The organism is Cupriavidus sp. OV096 (assembly GCF_900115455.1).
Taxonomy (GTDB): Bacteria; Pseudomonadota; Gammaproteobacteria; order Burkholderiales; family Burkholderiaceae; genus Cupriavidus.
Genome location: NZ_FOWM01000002.1, coordinates 643,453 through 667,438, shown reverse-complemented (window position 1 = coordinate 667,438; position 23,986 = coordinate 643,453). Strand labels below are relative to the sequence as shown.

Genomic DNA, 23,986 nt, shown 5'->3' with positions numbered 1-23,986 from the left:
ACAACCATGGATGACATCGTCAAGCAGGCGATGGCCCGCTGGCCCAACGTGCCGAACGCGTACGGATGGCTGGCGCTGGACCGCCGCGGGCAATGGCGCCTGCGCAACGAGTTCGCGCAGGAGCACGGGCTGTCCGGCGACCCGATCCGCCACGAGGCGCTGATCCACTTCATCGAACGCAACTACACCCACGACGCGCGCGGCGCCTGGTTCTTCCAGAACGGACCGCAGCGGGTGTTCGTCTCGCTCGGCTACGCGCCGTGGATCGTGCGGATGCACGACGGCGCGCTGGCCACCACCACCGGGCGGCCGTTCAGTGTGGCGGCCTGCCATGCCGACGAGCACGGCAACGTGGTGCTGGCGGGGACGGTGGAAGGTCTGGGGGATGGGGACGGAGATGGCGCGCCGGTGCAGGCCGCGCTGCTGCACGACCATGACCTCGATGCCTTCAGCAGCGCCTGCACCTGGCATGGCGAGGGGTGCGGTGCGGCGCTGGGGGTGTTCCATCACGCCGGGCGCGATTTCGACATCGAACCGATTGCCGAGGACGAGGTGCCGACGCGCTTCGGCTTCGTGCGAACACCTGCACCCGCACCGGAAGCCGAAGCTGGCTGAGGCCCAGCCTCAGTTCGGCATGCCCTTGTTGTCCTGCTTTTCCTCGCGGAACTGCAGCTGGAGCTGGTGCAGCCGCGCATCGACCTCGGACAGCGAGTAGAAATCGCCATCATTGGCCTTGCGGGCGATCTGCAATTGCTCGATGGCCGCCTGGTAGGACCCGTCCATCGCGTACTTCTCGGCCAGCGCCTGATGCTGCTGCAGCCGCTTGCCCTGCGCCGCGTAGGCGCGCGCGAGCAGCTCCCACCATTCGGCACGCGCCTTTTCCTCGCGCGTGCGGGCGCGCAGGAAGGTCACGGCGTCGCCCAGCTTGCCGGCGGCGACCAGCGAATCGGCATACGTCAGCGCCACGGCATGAGAGAGCGGGAACGCGCGCATCGAGGCGTTGGCCTGCGTCAGCGCTTCCTGCGGACGGCCCTCGGCGCGCGCCAGCTCGATCGCCATGACGTCCAGCATCGGACTGCCCGAGGTGGCGGACGGAATCGTGCCATAGAGCCGGCGCGCCTCGGCCAGCGCCCGTTCGGCATCCGCGTAGCGGCCCAGCCGCTGGTTGGCGAAGGCGATGCCGTAATAGATCGCCGGCTGCCGCACCGGCGAGGCGTTCGCCACTTGCGACTGGAACGTCTCCAGCACGTTGCGCTGGTCGTTGGGGGTGGTGGCCTGGATGACGCGCGCCCGCGCGCGCGCGAACTCGTATTCGGGCGTGTTGCCGACCTTGCGGGCGGTCACGTGGCGCACGCGGTCCTGCATGTCGGCGATCCGCTCGGAGGTCAGCGGGTGGGTGCGCACATAGGCCGGGATCGAGTTGTCCGAGATGCCGGTCACGCGCTGCAGCCGCGAGAAGAAATCGGGCATGCCCTGCGGGTCGAAGCCGGCAGCGGTCATGATCTGGAAGCCGACGCGGTCAGCCTCGCGCTCGGCCCCGCGCGAGAAGGACAGCTGGTTGGCCACGGCCGCGCCCTGCCCGCCCATCGCCAGCGCCGCCGCTGCATCGCCGCTCTTGGTGGCCGCCAGCCCGGCCAGCACCATCGACGCCAGCGCGATCCACATCGACTCATCCTGCTTGGTGATGCCGCGCGCGATATGGCGCTGCATCACGTGGCCGATTTCATGGCCGAGCACGGAGGCAAGTTCCGATTCGGTCTCGGACTGGACCAGCAGCCCGGTATGCACGCCGATATAGCCGCCCGGCAGCGCGAAGGCGTTGATCGAGCGGTCCCGCACGCCAAACAGTTCGAAGCCGGTGGCGAAGGTGCCCGCGCCATTCGAACCGGCCACGTTCTGGCGGCGCGCGGCCTGCACCAGCCGGTAGCCGAGCGCGTTCAGGTAATCGTTGAGCAGCGCGTCCGAGACATAGTCGGTATCGCGGCGGATATCCCGCATGATCCGGTCGCCCAGCCGCCGCTCCATGTCCGGCGACAGCGATGCCGTGGACGGGTCGCCGAGGTCCGGGAGCTGCAGGCTGCCGCCCTCCACCACCGGGTTATTGGTCCGCAATCCGAATTCGGATTTCTGACCCGCCCTGACACTGCGGTTGAGATTGTCGTAGACCTGATCGCTGGCGTCGGGCACCAGCTCCGTAGTGGGCGCCGGCTGCTGCGAGGACGGCGCCAGCCGCGCGGCGGGCACGGTCAAGCCCTGCGGCCAGGCCGGCGCGGCCATGGTCAGCACGAGGGCGGCGGCCACGGCACGGGCAAGTGACGCGCGCATGGCGGGGGCGGCCAAAGCAGCGGGAGCGGTGTCGGCGGCGCGCGCCGGAGCGGGCAGGCGGCGGCGCCAGGAGGTCTTGGGCATATTGCTATGATAGCGGCCTCCGCCGCGCGTTCCCAATCCGGCAGACCCCTTGCCCCGCGTTGTTTCTCCGGATTGCGACGGGCGCTATTTCATCCCTCGAATTCTGACGCCATGAGCCAACTCACCCACTTCGACGCCGCCGGACAAGCCCATATGGTCGATGTCGGCAACAAGGCCAGCACCCATCGCGTGGCGGTGGCCACCGGCACCATCACCATGCAGCCGGATACCCTCGCGCTGGTGCGCGACGGCACCGCCAAGAAGGGCGATGTGCTCGGCATCGCCCGGGTGGCCGCGATCATGGCGACCAAGCGCACCTCCGACCTGATCCCCCTCTGCCATCCCATCGGCCTGACCAAGGTGGCGGTAGATTTCGCGCTGGACGAACCGAGTTCCACCATCGCCTGCGTGGTACGCACCGAAACCCACGGCCAGACCGGGGTGGAGATGGAGGCGCTGACCGGCGTGCAGGTGGCCCTGCTCACCATCTACGACATGTGCAAGGCGGTGGACCGGGGGATGGTGATGGGCAACGTGAAGCTGCTGGAAAAGCATGGCGGGAAGTCGGGGGATTGGGTGGCGGGCTGATTTGTCGCCCCGTGTCTCCCGTTGTCCCCCGTTGTCCCGCCCGTAATAAAGGTAACGCCGCATTTCCAAGCCCCCCGCGCCGGCGCCACTTCCGGAAAATTGGTATTGAATTACCAGCAAGGCCCGGCGCCGCCCGTCCACGGATCGGGCGGGTCGAGCGTTGAGGGTTAGGTAACAGGTCACAACGCCGGAAACGCCGCTTTCGGGATGTCGCCGGCACGCATGCAGCACATTGGGTAGGGGTACACATCATGAACGGGCGCAAGCTTTGCCAGATCGCCCTGGCTTTCGCGGCGGTGGCCTCGGCCGCTGTCAGCACGTCGGCCATGGCCGGCGGCCACTACCACGGGGGGCGCGCGCGCGTCGGCGTGGGCGTCTACGTGGGACCGGGCTGGGGAGGATGGGGACCCGGCTGGGGTCCAGGCTGGGGGCCCGGTTGGGGACCCTATGCCTATGGCCCCTACTACGGGCCCGGCTACTATCCGCCCGCCGTCGTCGCGGTGCCGGCGCCGAATCCGCCGCAGTACATCGAACAGGGCGCGGATGGCAATCCAGTGCCCGCGCCATCGGCCAGCGGCGCGCCGAATGACTCGCCCAACGCCTGGTGGTACCACTGCGATTCGCCCGAGGGCTTCTACCCGTACGTCCGCGAGTGTCCCACCGGCTGGCAGCGGGTGCCGCCGACGCCGTCTTCGTCCACCACGCCGCAGGGCCGTGTTCCGGGAGCGACGTCATGAATCCGCGCATCCTTCCCCTGTTGCTGGCGGGCACGCTGGGCCTTGGCGCCTGCGCGGTCATGCCGTCCGGCCCGAGCGTGATGGCGCTGCCGGGCACCGGCAAGACCTTCGACCAATTCCGTGGGGATGACTACAACTGCCGCCAGTTCGCATTCGGTCAGGTGGGCGGCGTAAGCGCCCAGCAGGCATCGAACACGGCCGCCGTGGGCAGCGCGGCCATCGGCACGGCACTCGGCGCAGCGGCCGGGGCGGCCTTCGACGGCGGTTCGGGCGCGGCCATCGGCGCCGGCGTGGGCCTGCTCACTGGCGCCGCCGTGGGGGCCGGGAACTCGTATAACGCGGGATATGGCTCGCAGCGGCAGTACGACGCCGCCTACGTCCAGTGCATGTACGCCAGCGGCAACCGCGTGCCGGTCTACGGGCAGATGGTGTCCACGCCGCGCGCCACCAGCTACGCGGCGCCGCCGTCGAACTACCAGCCCTACTATCCTCCGCCCCCGCCGCCCGGTTACGTGCGCTGACGGCTTCGGCCCTGGCTGGGTTTCGGCTCAGCCGTGGCCCTGCCGGGCGCGTACGCGAACCCAGGCGCAGAAGTCGCGCGGACGGTGCGCGTCGTCCATTTCCTCGCAAGCCTTGTCCAGCGTGTTGAACTGTGCGGCTTCGTCGCCCTGATAGTAATAGCGCAGGCGATCCATCCACAGCCGCGCGCGCTCTGGCTGGCCGGTCAGCGCCAGTAGCCACGCGGTGCGGCCGATCAGGTTCGGGGTGGGCAGCAGGTGCAGCGCGTCGAGGTGCCCGGGTAGCAATTCGGCGGCATTCTGGGCCGTGATGACGGTCCGCTCGATGGCCTCCGACGCGGCGTGCTGGCGGAACCAGTGGCGCGGCATCGGCAGGCCATCGCGCCGTTCATCGCTCGCATACTCGCGCGCTTCCACGCGACGGTAGTCCTGCCAGAGCGTGGTCAGGATGATGGCCGAGAGCACGACGAAGGCGATGCCGATGACCATCGCCGCCGGCTTGGGGACGCGCAGTTTGCCGAAGCCGGACGGCTCCAGCCATCCCAGCAGGAAGCAGAACGGCAGGAAGAAGTAGAGGTAATGGAGCGGGTATTCGAGCATCGAATGCGCGCCGACCATCGCCAGCCAGAGCAGGATCACCACGGTCTGCGGGCGCTCCGTCGACGTCGCGCGCCACAGGCGGCTACGCACCACGCGCCACAGCCACGCCACCAGCAACACCCCCACGCCCGCCGTGCCCATCAAACCGGTCTTCGCCAGCAAATCCAGCACGGCGTTGTGGGCATGCAGGGACATCTCGGCCGTCACGCGCACCTGCGCCATCTGCTGGAACTGCGCCCAGCCGAACTCCCCGTAACCCACGCCGAGCAGTGGATGCAACCGGAACATCGCGACGGCATGCGCCCAGAGCGCGCCGCGCGCCGAGACCTGATCGCCGGCCTTGAGTTGCGCGACGGTATCGAATAATCGCCAGTCAAACGCCTGCCCGGCGCTCTTGATGACCGGCTGCAGCACCACGATGCCGACGACCAACAGCACGGCGGCGAGCACGAGGCCGGGCGGGCGCGCCATCGGATTCGGACCGCGCCGCTCGCCGCGCGCCATCGCGGCGGCGATCAGGGCATAGATGGCGGCCAGCCCAACGTGGACAAGGCCGGTGCGCGAGCCGGTCAGCGCGATGCCCGACTCGAGCAGCAGCACGGCGGCCAGCCAAGCCGCAAACCCGAGCCGCGCCCGCCGCGCCAGCCAGATGGCGGCGACGAGGCCAAAGCCGTGGATCGTCGCCTGATGGTTGGGCTGGTTCAGGTTGCCCCACAGCCGGCGGTTGGTGTCGTAGAAATATTCCGAAACGAGGCCGAACATCTGGTCTTCCATATGGAAGACCTGGATCCACTGGGCCAACGTGCCGAGCAGCCCGGCGACGAGGAAGGTAATGGCGAGGGCATCGACAATCTCGGCCCGTTCCTCGGTGGAAAACCCCTGCCCGAGACGCCACGCGGCGACCATCATGGCCGCGCCGAGGGCGAGGACGATCTGGGTGGTGAAGCGGCTGCCCGTGATATCGGCCATGCCGGCGGCAGACTGGACGAGCGTCGTGAGGATCAGCCAGAGCGGCAGCAGGACGATCCAGGGGACTTGGGGGGTGTCTGGCGAACGCCGAAAGGCCAGCAGGCAGACCAGCGCGACACCGAGCACGCCGGCCATCCATTCGCCGTAGAAGGTGGCGAGCGGAAGCGTGTGCTTCGAAACCAGCAGCGGGAGGGTAAAGGCGGCGATGATCGCCGACCCCGGAAGCAAAGCCCTGGATGGCGGCATGCGGGCGCGAGGGGAAGGAAAGGCGCCATGATAGCTTGGCGGCTTGGGGAAGCAGGAAAAGAAAAAGCGCCCGAAGGCGCTTTTTCAAGCTTCAGACATCAGGCGAGGGAAAGGCTCGCTGATGGCTTGATATTAAATCGCCTGGCCAATCGGGCAACCCGAAGGAGCGTAGCTGGGTTTCCAACCAGCGTTGTTGCTAGCTGTAACGAAGCAGCGCCACGTACCGGTATCTTGGCGCTGCCAGTTGATGGTGGCACCTGCCACGGAAGGGCTAGCATTCTTGTTGGTGCCTGCGTCCGTGGTCAGCGTCGACGACCAGACAAATGCGCCGGTGTTCACGTTAGCGGGCACATTCGGATCGGCATACAGATTCGACTGAACAAAGCCAATATCGGCCAAGGCGGCAACCGCGGCGCCGTTGCTCAGACGATCTTCAAATGCCGTCTTGTACGCGCCCATTTCGCTGACTGCACGTGCCACCTGCGTACGCGCCGTGTAATCCTGATACTGCGGAATCGCGATAGCAGCCAGGATACCGATGATCGCAACCACGATCATCAGTTCGATCAGCGTGAAACCCTTTTGGGCTTGGCGACCCAGTTTTTTGATTTGTTGTACCCGTTGCATAAGGATTGACCCCTCGATGAGATTTTCGTTACAGAAAGAAACATCTGCTTGCATGTGATGCATTACCCCTAAAGCAGGGAGCGTGCCAGGCCAGCAAATGCCGATAATCTCATGCGGGAGTGACAAAATTTGGCCGATCTACGATTCCAAGGGACGGCCAATCAACAAAATTTGTCACATTTTGTGTCTGCGGGACTGCCAAAGTTTTGCACTTTGAGGCGGGCGGGACGGGCTATGCCTCTGGGGTGTACCCCCACCGATACCGACATGCCTTTGGACGCACATTTTCACGGGTATTCGAATAACAGTCCCAGGACGCCGCGCCGCCGCCAGCGTAGCCTTCAGACGGTTTGCCGGTCCCACTCAACTCAAGCTCCACGAACTTGCCCCGGAGCAGCGGCGACGCGTCCTCGCGGAAGTACGCCCGGAGAAAGCACCCGCCGCCGTCTGAGACCTGGCCCATGCGCTGGGCCACCACGCGCTCCACGTACTTTCCGTTTATGGTTTCAGCGGGCGGCAAAGCGGTATCGTTCTCCCCGGTGTTGTCAGGACATTGAGAGGACAAGACATAGGTCTCCAGCACCGAGACCTTCAACCCACCCAGCAAGTACAGTCCCTCGGCAAACTGGGCCCGCGCCACGTACGCGCGGTACTGCGGCAGGGCGAGGCTGGCCAGGATGCCGATGATCGCCACCACGATCATCAGCTCGATCAGCGAAAAGCCCGCCCGCCGTGGAAGGCGCTTGCGGCGATCCATGGCGCACCGCCTCAGGCCGAGGTGGAACTCGATCCCCGCACGCTGCAGGACTTCGGCATCAGCTTGTGGTCCACGTTGGAGAAGCAATCCCAGGTGAACGAGCCCTCGGAGCCCTTCAGTTCCAACTCCACATGCTTGCCGGCCAGCGCCTGCGAGACGTCACTCCGGAACCGGGCCGTGATCACGCAACCGCCGGAGTCGCCCACCACGCCATTGGCCTTGGTTTCCACCGATGCCACATACCGGCCATTGATCGTCGAACTCAGCGGCAGGCCGGAGTTATTGGCCGTCTTGTTGTCCGGGCACGACCCGGAGCTGACGTACGCCTCCACCAGCGACGTCTTCAGGCCCGACGCCAGCGTCAGCGCCTCGGCAAACTGGGCCCGCGCCACGTAGTCGCGGTACTGCGGAATGGCAAGGCTGGCCAGGATGCCGATGATCGCCACCACGATCATCAGTTCGATCAGCGTGAAGCCGGCGCGCGTGGCCCGGCGAACAAGACGGCCAAGCCGCCGTGGATAAGTGTTGGTGTGTTGCATAGGACCCCCTTTCTGGTTGTCGTCATCGACGCGATGACTGGGGTCGTATGCTGTGGCGGGCTGCGCGCTACAAATTTGATCGCGCGCAAGCCGCCGGACGTTGATTCACTCTGATGGAAATGCACCATAAATGGCGCATTTCGGCCCGATTTTTTCGTTGCTGACCGAGGCTGGGAGCGGTCCCACCCCCGGTCAGCCGCCGTCATCAGATCAGGCCGGCGCCGCAGCCGCCGCCACGTGGCTGCACGCCTTGGGCAGGTACTTCCGTTCAGCGCCCGATTCGCACTGCCACGCCACGGCACCCTGGTCCGCGCCGGTCATGCGCAGCGTCAGGGACTTGCCGACCAGCCCCTTGGCGATGCCAGCGTCCTTGAAGTTGGCGACGATGGTGCAGCCGCCCGCTGCCGTGGGCGTGCCGCCCGTGACCACGCTCTTGATGTACGTCCCGGCAATGCTGGTCGCCAGCGGAATCCCGTCCGCCGCCCCGCTGGCATTGCTGGGGCAGGTGCCGCCGTACGAGAACGTTTCGATCACCGCCGGCTTCTGCCCCGACGCCAGGCTCAGTCCCTCGGCGAACTGCGAGCGCGCCACGTAGTCCTGATACTGTGGAATGGCGACCCCGGCGAGGATGCCGATGATCGCCACCACGATCATCAGTTCGATCAGCGTGAAGCCGCGATGGCGGCGTGCGGAAGGCTTGCGTTGCATATTGACCCTTTTCATGGTGATGGTTGATGTCCGTGCCGCGCGGCATTGCGCACCGGCACGGCACCCATGATCGGGAGGTCAGCCCCCTACTCCGATTGATCTCCGACAATTCCCACAGGCTTGTGGGAATTGCTTGGAAATCCACAGGAATTCGTGGCGCGGGCGCCCACAGCGCCCTGTTGTAGCGGCGCCACCAAAGAAAAACGGGCGGCCAGATCGGCCGCCCGTTTCAGGCATGACGAGACTGCAATGCAGAGGCGTCAGGCCACCTGCGCGCTCCGGCGCTTGAGCAGCTTGCCCACCAGCACCACCAGCACGGCCCCGACCAAGCCAAACACCAGATGGGCGTGCGGCACATGCACCTGGAACCACTCTGCATCCACGGGGTCGCTCACCAGCATCTCGCCGGCCAGGTAGCCCAGCAGCGCGGCGCCCAGCACGATGATGAGCGGGAAGCGCTCCATCACCTTCAGCAGGATGGTGCTGCCGAACACAATCAGCGGAATCGACAGGCCCAGGCCCAGCACCAGCAGCATCAGCTGGCTGCCTTCGGGGCCCTTCTGGGCGGCGGCGGCCACGGCCACCACGTTGTCCAGCGACATCACCAGGTCGGCAATCAGGATCGTGCGGATGGCTTGCCAGATGTTGTCCTTGGCGTCGTGGCCTTCCTCGCCGTCATCACCGGTCAGCAGTTGCACGCCGATGTAGACCAGCAGGATGGCGCCGACGATCTTCAGGTACGGCAGCGTCAGCAGCTTCACGGCGGCCACGGTCAGCACCACGCGCATGATGATGGCGGCGGCGCTGCCCCAGAAAATGGCTTTCTTCTGCTGGGCCGGCGGCAGATTGCGCGAGGCGAGCGCGATCACCACGGCGTTGTCGCCGGACAGCACGATATTGGTCAGGATGATGGATCCCAGCGCAATCCAGAATGCGCTGCTCGACAACAATTCCACGGCAAGACTCCTCGAGTTTCTAGGTTTATTCCACGTTCGCCGACCGCCCGGCAGGCGGCGCCACTGCGAACTTTTGGATGTCTGAACTTACAGACATGGAGATGTATCGCACGAACCTTACGATTCGGTTTCAACCTTCCGGCAGGCGGCTCGGGAAATACCCTAGGTCAGCGTCTCGCCAGAATGACATTGCCCCCGGCGGGCGGGGGCAATGCGATGCAATCACCACACGCCAGGCGCCCGGATCGGCACGCCATGGCGCGGGAAGTGACGCATGATTTACAGCATCGCCTTCAGCAGGCGGGCCATCTCCGACGGGTTCTTGGTCACCGTGATACCGCAGGCTTCCATGATTTCCAGCTTGGCCTGGGCGGTGTCCGCACCACCCGAGATCAGCGCGCCGGCGTGGCCCATGCGCTTGCCCGGGGGCGCCGTCACACCGGCGATGAAGCCAACCACCGGCTTCTTCATGTTGTCCTTGATCCAGTGCGCGGCGTTGGCCTCGTCCGGGCCGCCGATCTCACCGATCATGACCACGGCGTCCGTGTCGGGATCGTCGTTGAACATCTTCATCACGTCGATGTGCTTCAGGCCGTTGATGGGGTCGCCACCAATGCCCACGGCCGACGACTGGCCCAGGCCCAGCGCGGTCAGCTGGCCCACGGCTTCGTACGTCAGCGTGCCCGAGCGCGACACCACGCCGATGCGGCCCTTGCGGTGGATGTGACCCGGCATGATGCCGATCTTGATCTCGTCCGGCGTGATCAGGCCCGGGCAGTTCGGACCCAGCAGCAGGGTCTTCTTGTTCTGCTTACGCATCTTGTCCTTGACTTCCATCATGTCGCGGACGGGAATGCCTTCGGTGATGCAGACCACGAGGTCCAGATCGGCGTCAACGGCTTCCCAGATGGCGGCGGCAGCGCCGGCGGGCGGCACGTAGATCACCGACACGGTCGCGCCGGTCGCCTGCTTGGCGTCCTTCACGCTCGCGTAGATGGGAATGCCCTCGAAGTCCTCACCGGCCTTCTTCGGGTTCACGCCCGCCACATAGGCGTTCTTGCCGTTCGCGTAGTCGCGGCAGCCACGGGTGTGGAACTGGCCGGTCTTGCCGGTAATCCCCTGGGTGATGACCTTGGTATCTTTGTTAATCAGAATCGACATGCTGTAATCCTTTGCTTGGCGTCGCGCGGCGCGGGCAGGGCCTGCGCACCGCGCGCTTGCATTTGTTGGCGTATCGGCTTCGGCTTACTTGCCAGCGGCAGCGGCCACAACCTTCTGGGCGGCTTCTTCCATCGTGTCCGCCGAGATGATCGGCAGGCCCGACTCGGCCAGCATCTTCTTGCCCAGGTCTTCGTTGGTGCCCTTCATGCGGACGACCAGCGGCACGCCCAGCTGCACAGCCTTCGAAGCCGAGATCACGCCTTCGGCGATCACGTCGCAGCGCATGATGCCGCCGAAGATGTTGACCAGGATGGCCTCCACGTTCGGGTTGCTCAGCATCAGCTTGAAGGCTTCGGTCACCTTCTCGGTGGTGGCACCGCCGCCCACGTCCAGGAAGTTGGCCGGCTCGCCGCCGAACAGCTTGATGGTGTCCATGGTGGCCATGGCCAGGCCGGCGCCGTTCACCAGGCAGCCGATGTTGCCGTCCAGCGAGATGTAGGCCAGGTCGAACTTCGAGGCCTCGATTTCGTTGGCGTCTTCTTCGTCCAGGTCACGGTAGGCCACGATTTCCGGGTGACGGAACATCGCGTTGGAGTCGAAGTTGAACTTCGCATCCAGGGCGATCACCTTGCCGTCGCCGGTCAGGATCAGCGGGTTGATTTCGGCCAGCGAAGCGTCGGTTTCCCAGAACGCCTTGTACAGGCCTTGCAGTGCCTGGCGCGCTTGCGGCACGCTGGCGTCCGGCACGCCGATCTTGCGGGCGATGTCGTCGGCTTCGGCGTCCTGCAGGCCCACGGCCGGGTCCACGATCAGCGTGTGGATCTTTTCCGGGCTGTGCGCGGCCACTTCCTCGATGTCCATGCCGCCTTCGCTGGAGGCCATCAGGGCCACCTTTTGCGAGACACGGTCCACCACCAGCGACACGTACAGTTCCTTCTTGATGTCAGCGCCTTCTTCGACCAGCAGGCGGTTGACCTTCTTGCCTTCCGGACCGGTCTGGTGCGTCACCAGTTGCATGCCCAGGATGTTGGTGGCGTAGGTCTTGACGTCCTCGATGCTCTTGGCCACCTTCACGCCGCCGCCCTTGCCGCGGCCGCCTGCGTGGATCTGTGCCTTGACGACCCACACCGGACCGCCGAGCTGCTCAGCCGCCTTCAGGGCTTCTTCAACCGAGAAAGCCGGGATGCCGCGCGGAACCGGCACATTGTATTTGCGCAGGATTTCCTTGCCTTGATACTCATGGATATTCATGCGTGTTTCCTTTCGGGTAGGCGTAAAGGGATGGGAAAAATGGGGGAGACGATTCGTCTCTCGCTGTTCCTGTGGGCGGACCGTGACGGTCAGCCCGAGGTTCCGTTGGGCCGGTGGGCCAGGGTGTCGTCGCCCGATGCCGGAGCATCGACGCGTGACGCGGTCTGGGACGATGACGCCGCAGCGCCGGCCTTCGGTGCCGGCTGGTAGCCATACCAGCGCGGGTAAAACTGGCGAACCACCTCGCCCTCGAAATGGAGCGCGTGGCATCCATGGAGCTGGTAAGGCGGTTCGGGATTCGGATCGTTGACGGTGGCGCCGTCGCGCACATTGAAGACATCGCCGGCAAACGCCTGGATGGCGGCGGTCGGCAGCACGCCGGCCAGCTCCGTCAGGTGGGTGCAGCCGGACACGCCGGACAGCCGCTCGCGCACCGCCTTGCGGAAGCCCTTTGTCAGGTTCAGGCCGATCAGCTTCCGGTAGGCCGGGCCGATCGTGTCGCAATGCGTCGGATACGGCACCCAGTCTGAGCAGGCTTCAGCATCCACCACGTTCATGCGGAGGTCGATCGTCACGCGCAGCCAGAGGTCGTGCAGCGGCTGGCCGATGGGGCGAATGCCGCCGCCGGCGAGTTCGATGTCACGTGGCTTGGTGTCGGTAAGGCGGGCCTCGATGTCCCACAGACCGTCTTCCCGCGCATACGCTTCCGCCGTGATGGCACGGCGATGACGCAAGGTGCGGTTGGCAGGCGGGGAAAGTGGCATGACAGCTGGGGCTGACGCGGGATGTTGAGGTGTGACCGGGGGCAAACGTCACGGCCGGGGCGGGACGGCCGACAGCCGCACGGCCGCCAAGGCCGGAAAACCGGGAGAGTTTAACATGCCGCGCCGCTTTGACCGGGAACATCCTGCGATACGGAATGTCGGGGGCGAATTGTTGCGCCGGTGACAACGCCGAACCACGGCGCGACAAGGGCTGGCGGGCGGCCATCGTATCCGGCGGCACGGTCGGTGGTGCGGCGCCGCAACATTAGGCGCCGGATCACAAAATCCCTGTTGCGCACGCAGGTATACAGTGGTCTACGTGGCGTAATCGACACGTTGTTGCCATCTCACTCGTCATCTTCCGCGCGGCGGATGATCTTGCCGACCACGGCGCGCGAGAAGCCGCGCGCGACCATGAAGCGGATCTGCTTGGCCTTGGCCTCCGGAGAATCCGGGGCGGTGCCGAAGCGCTTGCGCCAGACTTCCCGGGCCCGCTCGACCTCGGTTTCCCGCAGGCGGTCCTGGAGGTCATGCAGTTGTTCATTGCCGAGCTGATGGGTCTTGGCCTCCTGCATCACCCGGGCGGCGCCATAGCGGCTGGCGCGGCGATGGACCAGGCTATCGACGAAGCGGTCGTTGGAGAGCCAGTTCTCGCGCTCGAGCGCGTCGAGCAGGGTATCCACCTCCTCGGGCGTCTCGGCGTGCGGCGCCAGCTTGCGCCGCAGTTCGGCGCGGCTGTGCTCGCGGCGCGACAGGTAGCCAACGGCGCGGGCCTTCAGCGAGAGCGGGGGGCGGGAGCCAGCCATCAGGGGGTCATCGACAGTGCAGTACCAATAAAAAAAGCCGCCGCACGATCTGCGACGGCTTCCGAGGGGCGGAGAAAGCTCCGCCTCAGCCTTCGATTTCGGCCGGCGCGCTGACGACAGCGGCGTTCATCGCCACCACGCCCAGCGCCGCACGGACCTTGTTCTCGATCTCAGCGGCGATGTCAGGGTTCTCGCGCAGGTATTCGCGCGCGTTGTCCTTGCCCTGGCCGATCTTTTCGCCGTTGTAGCTGTACCACGCGCCCGACTTCTCGACGATCTTGGCATCCACGCCGAGGTCAATGATCTCGCCCTGACGGGAAATGCCCTGGCCGTAGAGGATGTCGAAGAATGCCTCGCGGAACGGCGGCGACACCTTGTTCTTCACCACCTTGACCTTGGTCTCGTTGCCGATGACGTCGTCGCCCTTCTTGATCGAGCCGATGCGGCGGATGTCCAGGCGCACCGAGGCGTAGAACTTCAGCGCATTGCCGCCGGTGGTCGTTTCAGGTGAACCAAACATCACACCGATCTTCATACGAATCTGGTTGATGAAGATCACCAGGCAGTTGGTGCGCTTGATCGTACCGGTCAGCTTGCGCAGCGCCTGGCTCATCAGGCGGGCCTGCAGGCCGGGCAGCGAATCGCCCATTTCGCCCTCGATTTCGGCCTTCGGCACCAATGCGGCCACCGAGTCGATCACGATCAGGTCGATCGAGCCCGAGCGCACCAGGGCGTCGGTAATTTCCAGGGCCTGCTCGCCGGTGTCCGGCTGGGAGATCAGCAGTTCACCCACGTTCACGCCCAGCTTGCCGGCGTAGTTCACGTCCAGCGCGTGTTCCGCGTCGATAAAGGCGCAGGTGCCGCCCAGCTTCTGCATCTCGGCCACCACCTGCAGCGTCAGCGTGGTCTTGCCCGACGATTCCGGACCATAGATCTCCACCACGCGGCCGCGCGGCAAGCCGCCGACGCCCAGCGCGATATCGAGCCCCAGCGAGCCGGTCGACACCACTTCGATGTCCTTTTCGATCTCGCCATCGCCCAGACGCATGATCGAGCCCTTGCCGAACTGCTTCTCGATCTGGGAGAGCGCGGCGGCAAGCGCCTTCTGCTTCTCAGCGCTCACGCCGGCGCCGGCCTTCTTGTCGTCCATGGTCGTCCTTCAGTCAATGGTGTATAAATAGGCCGCATGCGGCGCGACGCCTGATTTTTAAGCGATTTCCGACGGAAATCGGCCTGAAAAGTGATCTGGCGTGCGACCCGACCCGGCTGCCCACAAGGCAGCCTGCGGAATGTCGGGTACTGTATAAAAAAACAGTATGCTTGGCAAGCCCCACCGGTTCCGCAACCGCGTGGCGTGCGATGCTGGCAACAGGGTGGAGACAACCATGCGCATTCTGATTGCGGAAGATGACGACGTGCTGGCAGACGGGCTCACGCGCTCGCTGCGGCATTCCGGCTACGCCGTCGACCACGTCGCCAACGGCGTGGAAGCCGATTCGGCCCTGTCGACCCAGCATTTCGACCTGCTGATCCTGGACCTCGGCCTGCCCCGCATGCCCGGCCTGGAGGTGCTCAAGCGCCTGCGCACGCGCGGCGCGATGCTGCCGGTGCTGATCCTGACCGCCGCCGATGGCGTGGACGAGCGGGTCAAGGGCCTGGACCTGGGCGCCGACGACTACATGGCCAAGCCCTTCGCGCTGTCCGAGCTGGAGGCGCGCGTGCGCGCGCTGGTCCGGCGCGGCGCGGGCGGCGGCGCCACGCTGATGCGCCACGGGCCGCTGGCCTTCGACCAGGTCGGCCGCATCGCCTATCTGAACGAGCAGATGCTGGACCTGTCCGCACGCGAGATCGGCCTGCTGGAGATCCTGCTCACGCGCAGCGGGCGGCTGGTTTCCAAGGAACAACTGGTGGACCACCTCTGCGAGTGGGGCGAGGAAGTCAGCAACAACGCCATCGAGGTCTATGTGCACCGGCTGCGCAAGAAGATCGAAGTGGGTGGCATCCGCATCGCCACGGTGCGCGGCCTGGGTTACTGCCTGGAGAAGTTCCAGCCGGTGATGGCGGCGCATGGCTGATCCGGGGGCGGCATGCGCCTGCTGAGACTGCGCTGGGGCCGCCCGCCGGCCCTGCCCCCCCTGCCCAACTCGCCGCCGCCCCTGCCGACCCTGGCCGACGCCGCGGCGGAGGACGCCGCGCTGGCCGACGCCCTGCCGCACCTGGAAGAATCGTCCGCCCATCCCTCCCCGCGCTCGCTGTTCGGCGAGATCCTCGACTGGATGCTCGCCCCGCTGCTGCTGCTCTGGCCGATGAGCATTGCGGTCACCTACCTCGTCGCCAAATCCATCGCCAACGGTCCGTTCGACCGCGCGCTGGAGGCCAGCGCCATCGTGCTGTCCCAGCAGGTGCGCGAGGTGAACGGCCGCGTGACGCTGCAGCTGCCGCTCTCCGCGCGCGAGATCCTGCGGGCCGACGAAACCGACAATATCTATTACCAGGTGGTGGGCAAGCGCGGCGAGTACGTGGCCGGCGACCACGATCTGCCGCTGCCGTCCGAGGAGGACCAGGGCCATGCCGGGCTGGTGTCCCTGCGCGACGACCGCGTGGCCGGCAACGACGTACGCGTGGCCTATACCTATGTCGACCTGAAAAGCGCCGGCTCCCAGCCGGTGCTGGTGCAGGTGGCCGAGACGCTCGACAAGCGCGCGCGGCTGGCCAACGAAATCATCAAGGGCGTGATCCTGCCGCAGTTCGTGATCCTGCCGCTGGCCGTGGTGCTGGTCTGGTTCGGCCTCACGCGCGGGCTGGCGCCGCTGACCGCGATCCAGCAGCGCATCCGGGCGCGCAACCCCGGCGATACGAGCCCCATCGACGAGACCGCCGCGCCGCAGGAGATCACGCCGCTGGTGGCATCGTTCAATGACCTGCTGGCGCGACTGGACCAGTCCGTGCAGACGCAGAAGCGCTTTATCGCCGATGCCGCGCATCAGATGAAGACGCCGCTGGCCGGGCTGCGCATGCAGGCCGAGCTGGCGCAGCGCGAGCAGTCGCCCGAGGAATTGCGCCGCTCGCTGGCGCAGATCGCCGGCAGTTCCGAACGCACCGCGCACCTGGTGACGCAGCTGCTTTCGCTGGCGCGCATGGAGAACCTGGCCGGCGCGGGCGGCATGGCGCCGCTGGACCTCACCGCGCTGGCGCGTGAGGTGGTCAAGGACTGGCTGCCGCAGGCGTGGGCGCGCCGCATCGACCTGGGGCTGGAAGCCGACGACCACCCGGTGACCATCACCGGCAACCGCCTGATGCTGACCGAGATGCTCAACAACCTGCTGGACAACGCGATCCGCTACACGCCGTCCGGCGGCCATGCCACCGTGCGCGTGGCCGCCGACCCGTTCGAGCCGTTCGCCTATCTCGATGTGGAGGACACCGGGCCGGGTATCGCCCCGTCCGAGCGCGAACGGGTGATGGAGCGCTTCTACCGCGTGCTCGGCACCAATACCGAGGGCAGCGGGCTGGGCCTCGCCATCGTGCGCGAGATCGTGCAGCAGCATGGCGGCGAGGTGGCCATCGACGATCACGTTTACCAGCCGTCGCCCCGGCTGGCCGGCACGCGGCTGCGCGTGACGCTGCGCCGCGCCCAGAGCGGCACCGGCACCGGGGAGCCGGCATGAGAAAGCCCCCGCGCGACCGCATGTCGCCGCAGGAGCGCCGCGCGTGGCGCCACAACCGGCGCTGGATCGGCGCGCTGCTGGTAGTGTGGTTCGTGGTGTCGTTCGTGGTGAGCTGGTACGCGCGAGAGCTGCGCTTCGACTTCTTCGGCTGGCCCTTCTCGTTCTGGGTGGGCGCCCAGGGGGCGCTGATCGTCTACGTGGCGATGGCCGCGCTCTACGCCTGGCGCATGAACCGCGCCGACCACGAGTTCGAACCTGACGGCCACCCTGCCCCGCCGGCCGGGGCCGAAGCCGTCCCGCACGTCGCCCCACCTCCCCCGCAAGCCCCTGCCGGGGCCGATGCTGCATAGCAAGATTCCCGCCCCGCCGTACCGCGTGGCCCGCCCGGTGCCGCGCCCAACCGCAGCGCAGCAACCCGGGCGCCTCGGGGGAAGTTCCGCCCGCTAGCGTATACCCCGACGATTTAGGCGCCATTCCCGTCATTTCTGTCAGAACGCAGTAAGTTTCACCTCCCACAATCCTCTTCAACTTCGATGCAGCGGTCCGCACACGCGTGGCCGCTGACAACGGGGAACCTTTCGATGAGACGGAGGAGACAATAATGGCAAACGCGCAAAACGTGGCAGTGCCGGGGGGCGGTGCACAAAACACGCCGATGACGCGCGAAGAGAGGAAGGTCATCCTGGCCTCTTCGCTCGGCACGGTATTCGAGTGGTATGACTTCTACCTGTACGGTTCGCTGGCGGCGGTCATCGCCAAGCAGTTCTTCGCGGGCCTGGACCCGACCTCGGCGTTCATCTTCGCGCTGCTGGCCTTCGCGGCGGGCTTCCTGGTGCGCCCGTTCGGCGCGCTGGTGTTCGGCCGCCTGGGCGACATGATCGGCCGCAAGTACACGTTCCTGGTCACCATCCTGATCATGGGCCTGTCCACCTTCCTGGTGGGCCTGCTGCCCGGCTACGCCACCATCGGCTGGGCGGCCCCGATCATCCTGATCGCGCTGCGCATGCTGCAGGGCCTGGCGCTCGGCGGCGAGTACGGCGGCGCGGCTACGTACGTGGCGGAGCACGCCCCGCACGGCAAGCGCGGCGCGTACACGGCCTGGATCCAGACCACCGCGACGATGGGCCTGTTCCTGTCGCTGATCGTGATCCTGCTGACGCGCGAGCTGACCGGCCCGAACTTCGACGTCTGGGGCTGGCGTATCCCGTTCCTGCTCTCGATCCTGCTGCTCGGCATGTCGGTCTACATCCGCCTGTCGATGAGCGAATCGCCGGCGTTCCAGAAGATGAAGGCCGAGGGCAAGACCTCCAAGGCTCCGCTGACCGAGGCATTCGGCCAGTGGCGCAACATGAAGATCGTGATCCTGGCGCTGCTGGGGCTGACCGCCGGCCAGGCCGTGGTCTGGTACACGGGCCAGTTCTACTCGCTGTTCTTCCTGACGCAGGTGCTGAAGGTTGACGCCAAGACGGCCAATCTGCTGATCGCCGGCGCACTGGTGATCGGTACGCCGTTCTTCATCTTCTTCGGCTCGCTGTCTGACAAGATCGGCCGCAAGTGGATCATCATGATCGGCTGCGCCATCGCCGTGCTGACCTACTTCCCGCTGTTCAAGGCGCTCACGCACTACGCCAACCCGGCGCTGGAGCGTGCCCAGCAGACCGCGCAGATCGTGGTCACGGCCGACCCGAAGACCTGCTCGTTCCAGGGCAGCCCGATCGCCCGCGAAATCGACTTCCGCAGCTCGTGCGACATCGTCAAGCGCACGCTGGCCCAGGCATCGGCCAGCTATGAAGTGATCGACGCCCCGGCCGGCACGCCTGCCTCGGTGAAGATCGGCGACAAGGAGATCAAGGCGTTCGACGCCACCGTCGTGAAGGGCGCGTTCGACGACGAGAGCAAGGGGAGGATCGCCGCGTTCAAGAAGGAAGTGTCCGGCTCGATGGCCTCCCACGGCTACCCGACCAAGGCTGACCCGGCCCAGATGAACACGATCATGGTGCTGGTGATCCTGGTCATCCTGGTGATCTACGTGACGATGGTGTACGGCCCGATCGCTGCGATGCTGGTGGAGATGTTCCCGACGCGGATCCGCTACTCGTCGATGTCGCTGCCGTATCACATCGGCAACGGCTGGTTCGGCGGCCTGCTGCCCACCATCTCGTTCGCGCTGGTGGCCCAGAACGGCAATATCTACTACGGCCTCTGGTACCCGATCATCATCGCCGCCATGACCTTCGTGATCGGCGCGCTGTTCGTCCGCGAAACCAAGGACGTGGATATCTACGCCAACGACTGAGCCAGATTCAGATTCAGGCCAGCGCTGCGCAACCGCGCTCAGGATAGACCGGCACCGCAAAGCTAGTACACGGCCGGTCGCTCCTTCTCAGGCAGATCTTCGGATCTGCCATTTTTTTGGGCAGCTTGCGGAAGCTTGCATAAAACTGTCACGAGGGTGTTGACAGGCTCCAATCCGTGGGTATAATTGCGGTCTTCGTTGGCGAATTAGCTCAGTCGGTTAGAGCGACGGAATCATAATCCGCAGGTCCGGGGTTCGAATCCCTGATTCGCCACCATCTATTAGAAAAGCCGCAGTCCTTCACGGGATTGCGGCTTTTTGCTTTGGGGCCGCCTTCCGGCCACCCCCCTCCTGCGTGACCCTCAGCGCGCATTTTCCGACAGATCATTAGAATGGGCCTCCGGCAACTTGCCTGTCCTATTCGCTTCCACTCCCATCCAGGAAGGATCTGTCCCCGATGAAATCCCTCGCCTTTGCCCCCAAGGCCGCCCGCCGGCTGGTTCGCGCCGCGCTGGCCGGCCTGATGTTTGCCAGTCTTGCCGCCACGGCCGCGCCCGCGCAGGTCAAGGAGCAGGTGCCCGGCTTCTATCGCCAGCAGGTTGGCGACGTGGTCGTCACCGCCCTCTATGACGGTTATGTCGATCTCGGCAGCAAGCTCCTCAAGGGCATGCAGGCCAAGGATCTCCAGTCGCTGATGGCGCGCATGTTCGTGGTCGACAAGAACGGCGTGCAGACTGCCGTCAACGGCTTCCTGGTGCATACGCAGGACAAGCTCGTGCTGGTCGATGCCGGCGCGGCGCAGTGTTTCGGCCCGACCATGGGTGGGCTGGTGAACAACATCCGCGCCGCCGGCTACAAGCCGGAGGACGTGGACGCGGTGCTCCTGACCCACCTGCACCCCGACCACGCTTGCGGCCTGACCCAGGGCACCACGGCGGTCTTCCCCAATGCCACGGTCTGGGCCTCGCAGAAGGATGCCGATTACTGGCTCAGCGACGCCGCCGCGCAGCAGGCCCCCGAGGACAAGAAGCCGTTCTTCAAGATGGCCCAGGACGCCGTGGCGCCCTACAAGGCCAAGGGCGCGCTCCACACCTACGCCGACGGGGCGCAGCCGCTGCCCGGCTTCAGCGTGCTCGGCACGCCGGGCCACACGCCGGGGCACAGTTCCTATCTGGTGACGTCGAAGGGCCAGACGCTGCTGTTGTGGGGCGATATCGTCCACAGCCATTCGGTGCAGATGGCCCACCCCGAGGTGTCGATCGAGTTCGATTCGGACCAGCAGCAGGCCATCAAGACGCGCAAGGCCGTCTTCGCGCAGGCCGCCGCCAAGGGCTGGCTGATTGCCGGCGCGCACATGCCGTTCCCGGGCCTGGGCCACATCCGCAAGGATGCGCGCGGCTACAGCTGGGTGCCGGTGGAGTACGGTCCGGTCCGCGCCGACCGCTGATCGGCAAGGGGGCGAACCGGGTGCCGCCCCCCGCGCTGGCACGGTGCATGCTCGATCCGGGCATGCACATCCACGCCCGCGCCATCAAGTATTTCGACATGATCCGCCGCTGCGGCTCCATCCGCGAAGCCGCGCGGCGGCTGCATGTGGCCTCGTCGGCCATCAACCGCCAGCTGTTGCAGCTCGAGGAAGAGATCGGCAGCCCGCTGTTCGAGCGCCTGGCCACCGGCCTGCGCCTGACCCCGGCCGGCGAGGTGTTCTCGCGCCACGTGATCACCGTGCTGCAGGACGAGCAGCGCCTGGCCACCGAGCTGGAACTGCTGCGCGGCGTGCGACGCGGATCGCTCAGCGTGGCGGCCGTGGAGGGGCTGAATGCCGACCTGATGCCCGCCATGCTGACGCAGATGCACCGGCGCTACCCCACTATCCAGATCGACGTGCGCATCTGCGGCTCCGAACAGGCCGCCCAGGCCGTGATCGATGGCGAGGCGGACCTTGGCATCGGCTTCTCCATCCGCCGCCACGACGGCCTGCGCCAGTGCATGGTGTCGCGTTTCGCGCTCGGCGCCATCGTGCCGCCCGGCCATCCACTGGCCAGCCTGCCGCACGTGGCCTTTGCCGAATGCGCGGCCTACCCGCTGATCCTGCCCCGGCCGGAACTGTCGATGCATGAACTGCTCCAGCCCGTGCTCGCCCATCACAAGCGCGCCTTGCAGGTGCTGCTGGAAACTTCGTCGATCGAACTGGCGAAGGGCCTCGTGGAGCGCGGCGTGGGCATCTTCTTCCAGAGCCGGCTGGGCCTCGAGCGCGAACTGCGCGACGGGCGGCTGGTGCACGTGCCGCTGGACACCCCCGCGCCGATCTGTTCGGAACTCGGCGTCTATGTGCGCGCCGGCCGCACGCCGCCGCCGGCGCTGGACGCCTTCATCCGGATTGCCGCGGAGGCCATCGAGGCGCGCGAGCGCGACGAAGCCCTCGCGCTGCGCAAGCCCACCGCGCCGCACCGCGACCGTGCCCCGGCGCGCCAAAGCGAGGCATCGACGGAGCCACTCGCGCACGCCTTGAGTGCATGAGCCGATAGCCGCCCCGGCAGTGCGCCGGGCGGCCCGCCGGGGTGCTCGCATTTCGGCATCACCCCGCGCAAAAATCGGCGCTATCCAGCGCAGTGGCCCCTCCCTAGACTGGATTGCATCCGTCGCCCAGCCTTCAAGGCCCGCCGCTCACCGTGACTGCCACCGCCCCCGCCTCCCTCAGCCTGCCCCTGATCGACATCGCCGGACTGCGCAGCGCCGACCCCGCAGCGCGCCGCGCCGTGGCCACGCCGCTGCACGATGCCTGCGCGCATCGCGGCTTCTTCTACCTGACGAACCACGGCATCGACCCGGCGCTGATCCGCGATGTGTTCGCGGCCAGCCAGCGCTTCTTCGACCTGAGCATGGCCGACAAGCTCGCCGTGGACAAGCGCCTCTCGCCCTGCAACCGGGGCTATGAGCCGCTGCGCGCCCAGACGCTGGAAGCCGGCGCGCCGCCGGACCTGAAGGAGAGCTTCTATATTGGTGCCGAGATTGCCGCCGATGACCCGCGCGTGCTGGCCGGCCGCTTCAACACCGGCCCGAACCAGTGGCCCGCCACCCTGCCGGCCTTCCGCGACGTGATGGAGGCGTACTACCAGCAGGCGTACGCGCTGGGCGCCACGGTCGTGCGCGGGCTGGCGCTGGCGCTGGACCTCCCCGAGGACCATTTCGATGGCTACCTGCACGACGCCTCCGCCACCCTGCGGCTGCTGCACTACCCGCCCCAACCCGCGCAGCCCCAGCCCGGTGAGAAGGGTTGCGGCGAACATACCGACTTCGGCGGCGTGACCCTGCTGCTCCAGGACGAGACCGGCGGCCTCCAGGTCTGGGACGCCCTCCAGGCCAGCTGGATCGATGCCCCGCCCGTGCCCGGCGCTTTCGTCGTCAATATCGGCGACCTGTTCGCGCGCTGGACCAATGGCCGCTACGTCTCCACGCTGCACCGCGTGATCAACCGTTCGGGCCGCGAGCGCTATTCGGTGCCGTTCTTCTTCACCGGCAACCCGCTGCACGAGGTGGCGTGCCTGCCGACCTGCCGTGCCGAAGGCGAGGCCGCCAAGTACCCGCCCGTGACCGTCGAGCAGCACCTGATGGACTGCTACCGGCGCACCTACGGCTGACCCGATCATGTCGATGCAACGCCCCCACATCGTGCTGATCCATGGCGCCTGGCAAGGCAGCTGGGCCTTCGCCGCCTGGCAGCCGATGCTCGAAGCCGCCGGCTGGCAGGTACACGCCGTGGACCTGCCCGGCAACGACCGCAGCCCCGAAAGGAAAGCCGACGCCACCCTCGCCGGCTACACCGCCCACGTGTGCGCACTGCTGGCCGCGCTGGACGCGCCCGCAGTCGTCCTCGGCCACAGCGGCGGCGGCCTGACCGCCTCGCAGGTGGCCGAAACCCTGCCAGACCGCGTACGCGCGCTGGTCTACCTCGCCGGCATGATGCTGCCCACCGGGGTCAGCTTCGGCGACGTGATCGCCCAATGCCGCGCCGCCGATGCCGATTTCCACTACGCCGGCATCGTGCCGCACCTCGCATGGGATGCCGATGGCACCACCAGCCGCGTGCCGCCCGCCGCCGCGCGCGAGATCTTCCTGCACGACTGCCCGCCCGAGGCCGCGCAGACCGCCGCCGCGCGGCTCTGCCCCCAACCAGACACAGGCCGCGACATGCGCAACACGCTCAGCCCCGCGCGCTTCGGCCGCGTGCCGCGTGTCTATGTCGAATGCCTGCAGGACCGCTCCGTCACGCTGCCGCTCCAGCGGCGCATGCAGGCGCTCACGCCGGGCGCCCACCGGATTTCGCTCGACTGCGGCCACGTGCCGCAACTGGCCTGCCCGCAGGCCCTGACCGACGCCTTGCTG

The 23,986-nt window shown here is 66.6% G+C and carries 23 protein-coding genes, 1 tRNA gene and 1 pseudogene; 13 read left to right on the top strand and 12 right to left on the bottom strand.

What is annotated here, in order from left to right:
* Positions 1-6 precede the first annotated feature (6 nt).
* Entirely contained in the window at positions 7-615 is a 609-nt protein-coding gene (locus BM115_RS07125; RefSeq protein WP_092292019.1) for a DUF2946 family protein, read from the top strand.
* A gap of 9 nt (positions 616-624) precedes the next feature.
* On the opposite strand, the gene BM115_RS07120 is transcribed toward BM115_RS07125, so the two are convergent.
* Entirely contained in the window at positions 625-2,409 is a 1,785-nt protein-coding gene (locus BM115_RS07120) for a beta-barrel assembly-enhancing protease (RefSeq protein WP_092292017.1), read from the bottom strand.
* A gap of 111 nt (positions 2,410-2,520) precedes the next feature.
* On the opposite strand from BM115_RS07120, the gene moaC reads away from it, so the two are divergent.
* The 3 genes from moaC to BM115_RS07105 all read left to right on the top strand — a co-directional run bounded on the left by moaC (position 2,521) and on the right by BM115_RS07105 (position 4,255).
* Positions 2,521-2,997, top strand: coding sequence for a cyclic pyranopterin monophosphate synthase MoaC (gene moaC, locus BM115_RS07115; protein ID WP_092292015.1), 477 nt, complete (start codon positions 2,521-2,523; stop codon positions 2,995-2,997).
* A gap of 251 nt (positions 2,998-3,248) precedes the next feature.
* Positions 3,249-3,734, top strand: coding sequence for a hypothetical protein (locus BM115_RS07110; protein ID WP_092292013.1), 486 nt, complete (start codon positions 3,249-3,251; stop codon positions 3,732-3,734).
* Complete coding sequence (locus BM115_RS07105; protein WP_092292011.1) at positions 3,731-4,255, top strand: hypothetical protein; 525 nt, start codon at positions 3,731-3,733, stop codon at positions 4,253-4,255. Before BM115_RS07110 ends, BM115_RS07105 begins: the two co-directional genes overlap by 4 nt.
* 27 nt (positions 4,256-4,282) lie before the next feature.
* On the opposite strand, the gene BM115_RS07100 is transcribed toward BM115_RS07105, so the two are convergent.
* From BM115_RS07100 to recA, 11 genes are all read right to left on the bottom strand, one after another.
* Positions 4,283-6,067 (bottom strand): Wzy polymerase domain-containing protein, encoded by a 1,785-nt coding sequence (locus BM115_RS07100; protein WP_092292009.1) that lies wholly within the window; start codon positions 6,065-6,067, stop codon positions 4,283-4,285.
* Positions 6,068-6,199: 132 nt separating this feature from the next.
* Entirely contained in the window at positions 6,200-6,694 is a 495-nt protein-coding gene (locus BM115_RS07095) for a pilin (RefSeq protein ID WP_218158022.1), read from the bottom strand.
* Positions 6,695-6,926: 232 nt separating this feature from the next.
* Entirely contained in the window at positions 6,927-7,451 is a 525-nt protein-coding gene (locus tag BM115_RS07090; protein ID WP_092292007.1) for a pilin, read from the bottom strand.
* 11 nt (positions 7,452-7,462) lie between these two features.
* Positions 7,463-7,990 carry a pilin gene (locus BM115_RS07085; protein WP_092292005.1) on the bottom strand — a complete coding sequence of 176 codons (528 nt, stop codon included), beginning with the start codon at positions 7,988-7,990 and terminating at the stop codon, positions 7,463-7,465.
* 210 nt (positions 7,991-8,200) lie between these two features.
* Positions 8,201-8,698 (bottom strand): pilin, encoded by a 498-nt coding sequence (locus tag BM115_RS07080; RefSeq protein ID WP_255370718.1) that lies wholly within the window; start codon positions 8,696-8,698, stop codon positions 8,201-8,203.
* 260 nt (positions 8,699-8,958) lie between these two features.
* Positions 8,959-9,654 carry a TerC family protein gene (locus BM115_RS07075; RefSeq protein WP_092292001.1) on the bottom strand — a complete coding sequence of 232 codons (696 nt, stop codon included), beginning with the start codon at positions 9,652-9,654 and terminating at the stop codon, positions 8,959-8,961.
* A gap of 279 nt (positions 9,655-9,933) precedes the next feature.
* Positions 9,934-10,815, bottom strand: a complete 882-nt coding sequence (gene sucD / locus BM115_RS07070; RefSeq protein ID WP_092291999.1) for a succinate--CoA ligase subunit alpha — start codon at positions 10,813-10,815, stop codon at positions 9,934-9,936.
* 84 nt (positions 10,816-10,899) lie between these two features.
* Positions 10,900-12,066, bottom strand: coding sequence for an ADP-forming succinate--CoA ligase subunit beta (sucC, locus tag BM115_RS07065; RefSeq protein ID WP_092291997.1), 1,167 nt, complete (start codon positions 12,064-12,066; stop codon positions 10,900-10,902).
* An 89-nt stretch (positions 12,067-12,155) separates the two neighbouring features.
* The gene (locus tag BM115_RS07060) at positions 12,156-12,830 is read right to left on the bottom strand and encodes a DUF2889 domain-containing protein (protein ID WP_092291995.1); all 675 of its coding nucleotides are present in this window, start codon (positions 12,828-12,830) and stop codon (positions 12,156-12,158) included.
* A 347-nt stretch (positions 12,831-13,177) separates the two neighbouring features.
* On the bottom strand, positions 13,178-13,636 hold the full coding sequence (recX, locus tag BM115_RS07055) for a recombination regulator RecX (RefSeq protein WP_092291993.1): 459 nt from the start codon (positions 13,634-13,636) through the stop codon (positions 13,178-13,180).
* A gap of 85 nt (positions 13,637-13,721) precedes the next feature.
* Entirely contained in the window at positions 13,722-14,786 is a 1,065-nt protein-coding gene (gene recA / locus BM115_RS07050; protein WP_092291991.1) for a recombinase RecA, read from the bottom strand.
* Positions 14,787-15,021: 235 nt separating this feature from the next.
* Between recA and BM115_RS07045 the strand changes: the two genes are divergently transcribed.
* The 9 genes and pseudogenes from BM115_RS07045 to BM115_RS07005 form a co-directional block, all read left to right on the top strand.
* Complete coding sequence (locus tag BM115_RS07045; protein WP_092291989.1) at positions 15,022-15,711, top strand: response regulator; 690 nt, start codon at positions 15,022-15,024, stop codon at positions 15,709-15,711.
* Between the two features lie 12 nt (positions 15,712-15,723).
* Entirely contained in the window at positions 15,724-17,304 is a 1,581-nt protein-coding gene (locus tag BM115_RS07040) for a sensor histidine kinase (protein WP_092291987.1), read from the top strand.
* A complete protein-coding gene (locus BM115_RS07035) occupies positions 17,301-17,654 on the top strand; it encodes a DUF4212 domain-containing protein (RefSeq protein ID WP_092291985.1) in 354 nt (117 codons plus the stop codon). Before BM115_RS07040 ends, BM115_RS07035 begins: the two co-directional genes overlap by 4 nt.
* 251 nt (positions 17,655-17,905) lie before the next feature.
* Entirely contained in the window at positions 17,906-19,600 is a 1,695-nt protein-coding gene (locus tag BM115_RS07030; RefSeq protein WP_092291983.1) for an MFS transporter, read from the top strand.
* Between the two features lie 200 nt (positions 19,601-19,800).
* Positions 19,801-19,877 (top strand) — tRNA-Met (locus BM115_RS07025).
* A gap of 180 nt (positions 19,878-20,057) precedes the next feature.
* On the top strand, positions 20,058-21,047 hold the full coding sequence (locus BM115_RS07020) for an MBL fold metallo-hydrolase (protein ID WP_092291981.1): 990 nt from the start codon (positions 20,058-20,060) through the stop codon (positions 21,045-21,047).
* A gap of 62 nt (positions 21,048-21,109) precedes the next feature.
* A complete protein-coding gene (locus BM115_RS07015) occupies positions 21,110-22,120 on the top strand; it encodes a LysR family transcriptional regulator (protein WP_092292159.1) in 1,011 nt (336 codons plus the stop codon).
* Positions 22,121-22,272: 152 nt separating this feature from the next.
* On the top strand, positions 22,273-23,241 hold the full coding sequence (locus BM115_RS07010; RefSeq protein WP_092292157.1) for an isopenicillin N synthase family dioxygenase: 969 nt from the start codon (positions 22,273-22,275) through the stop codon (positions 23,239-23,241).
* A 7-nt stretch (positions 23,242-23,248) separates the two neighbouring features.
* Positions 23,249-23,965: pseudogene (locus BM115_RS07005) on the top strand (alpha/beta fold hydrolase); the annotation flags it as partial.
* Between the last annotated feature and the right edge of the window lie 21 nt (positions 23,966-23,986).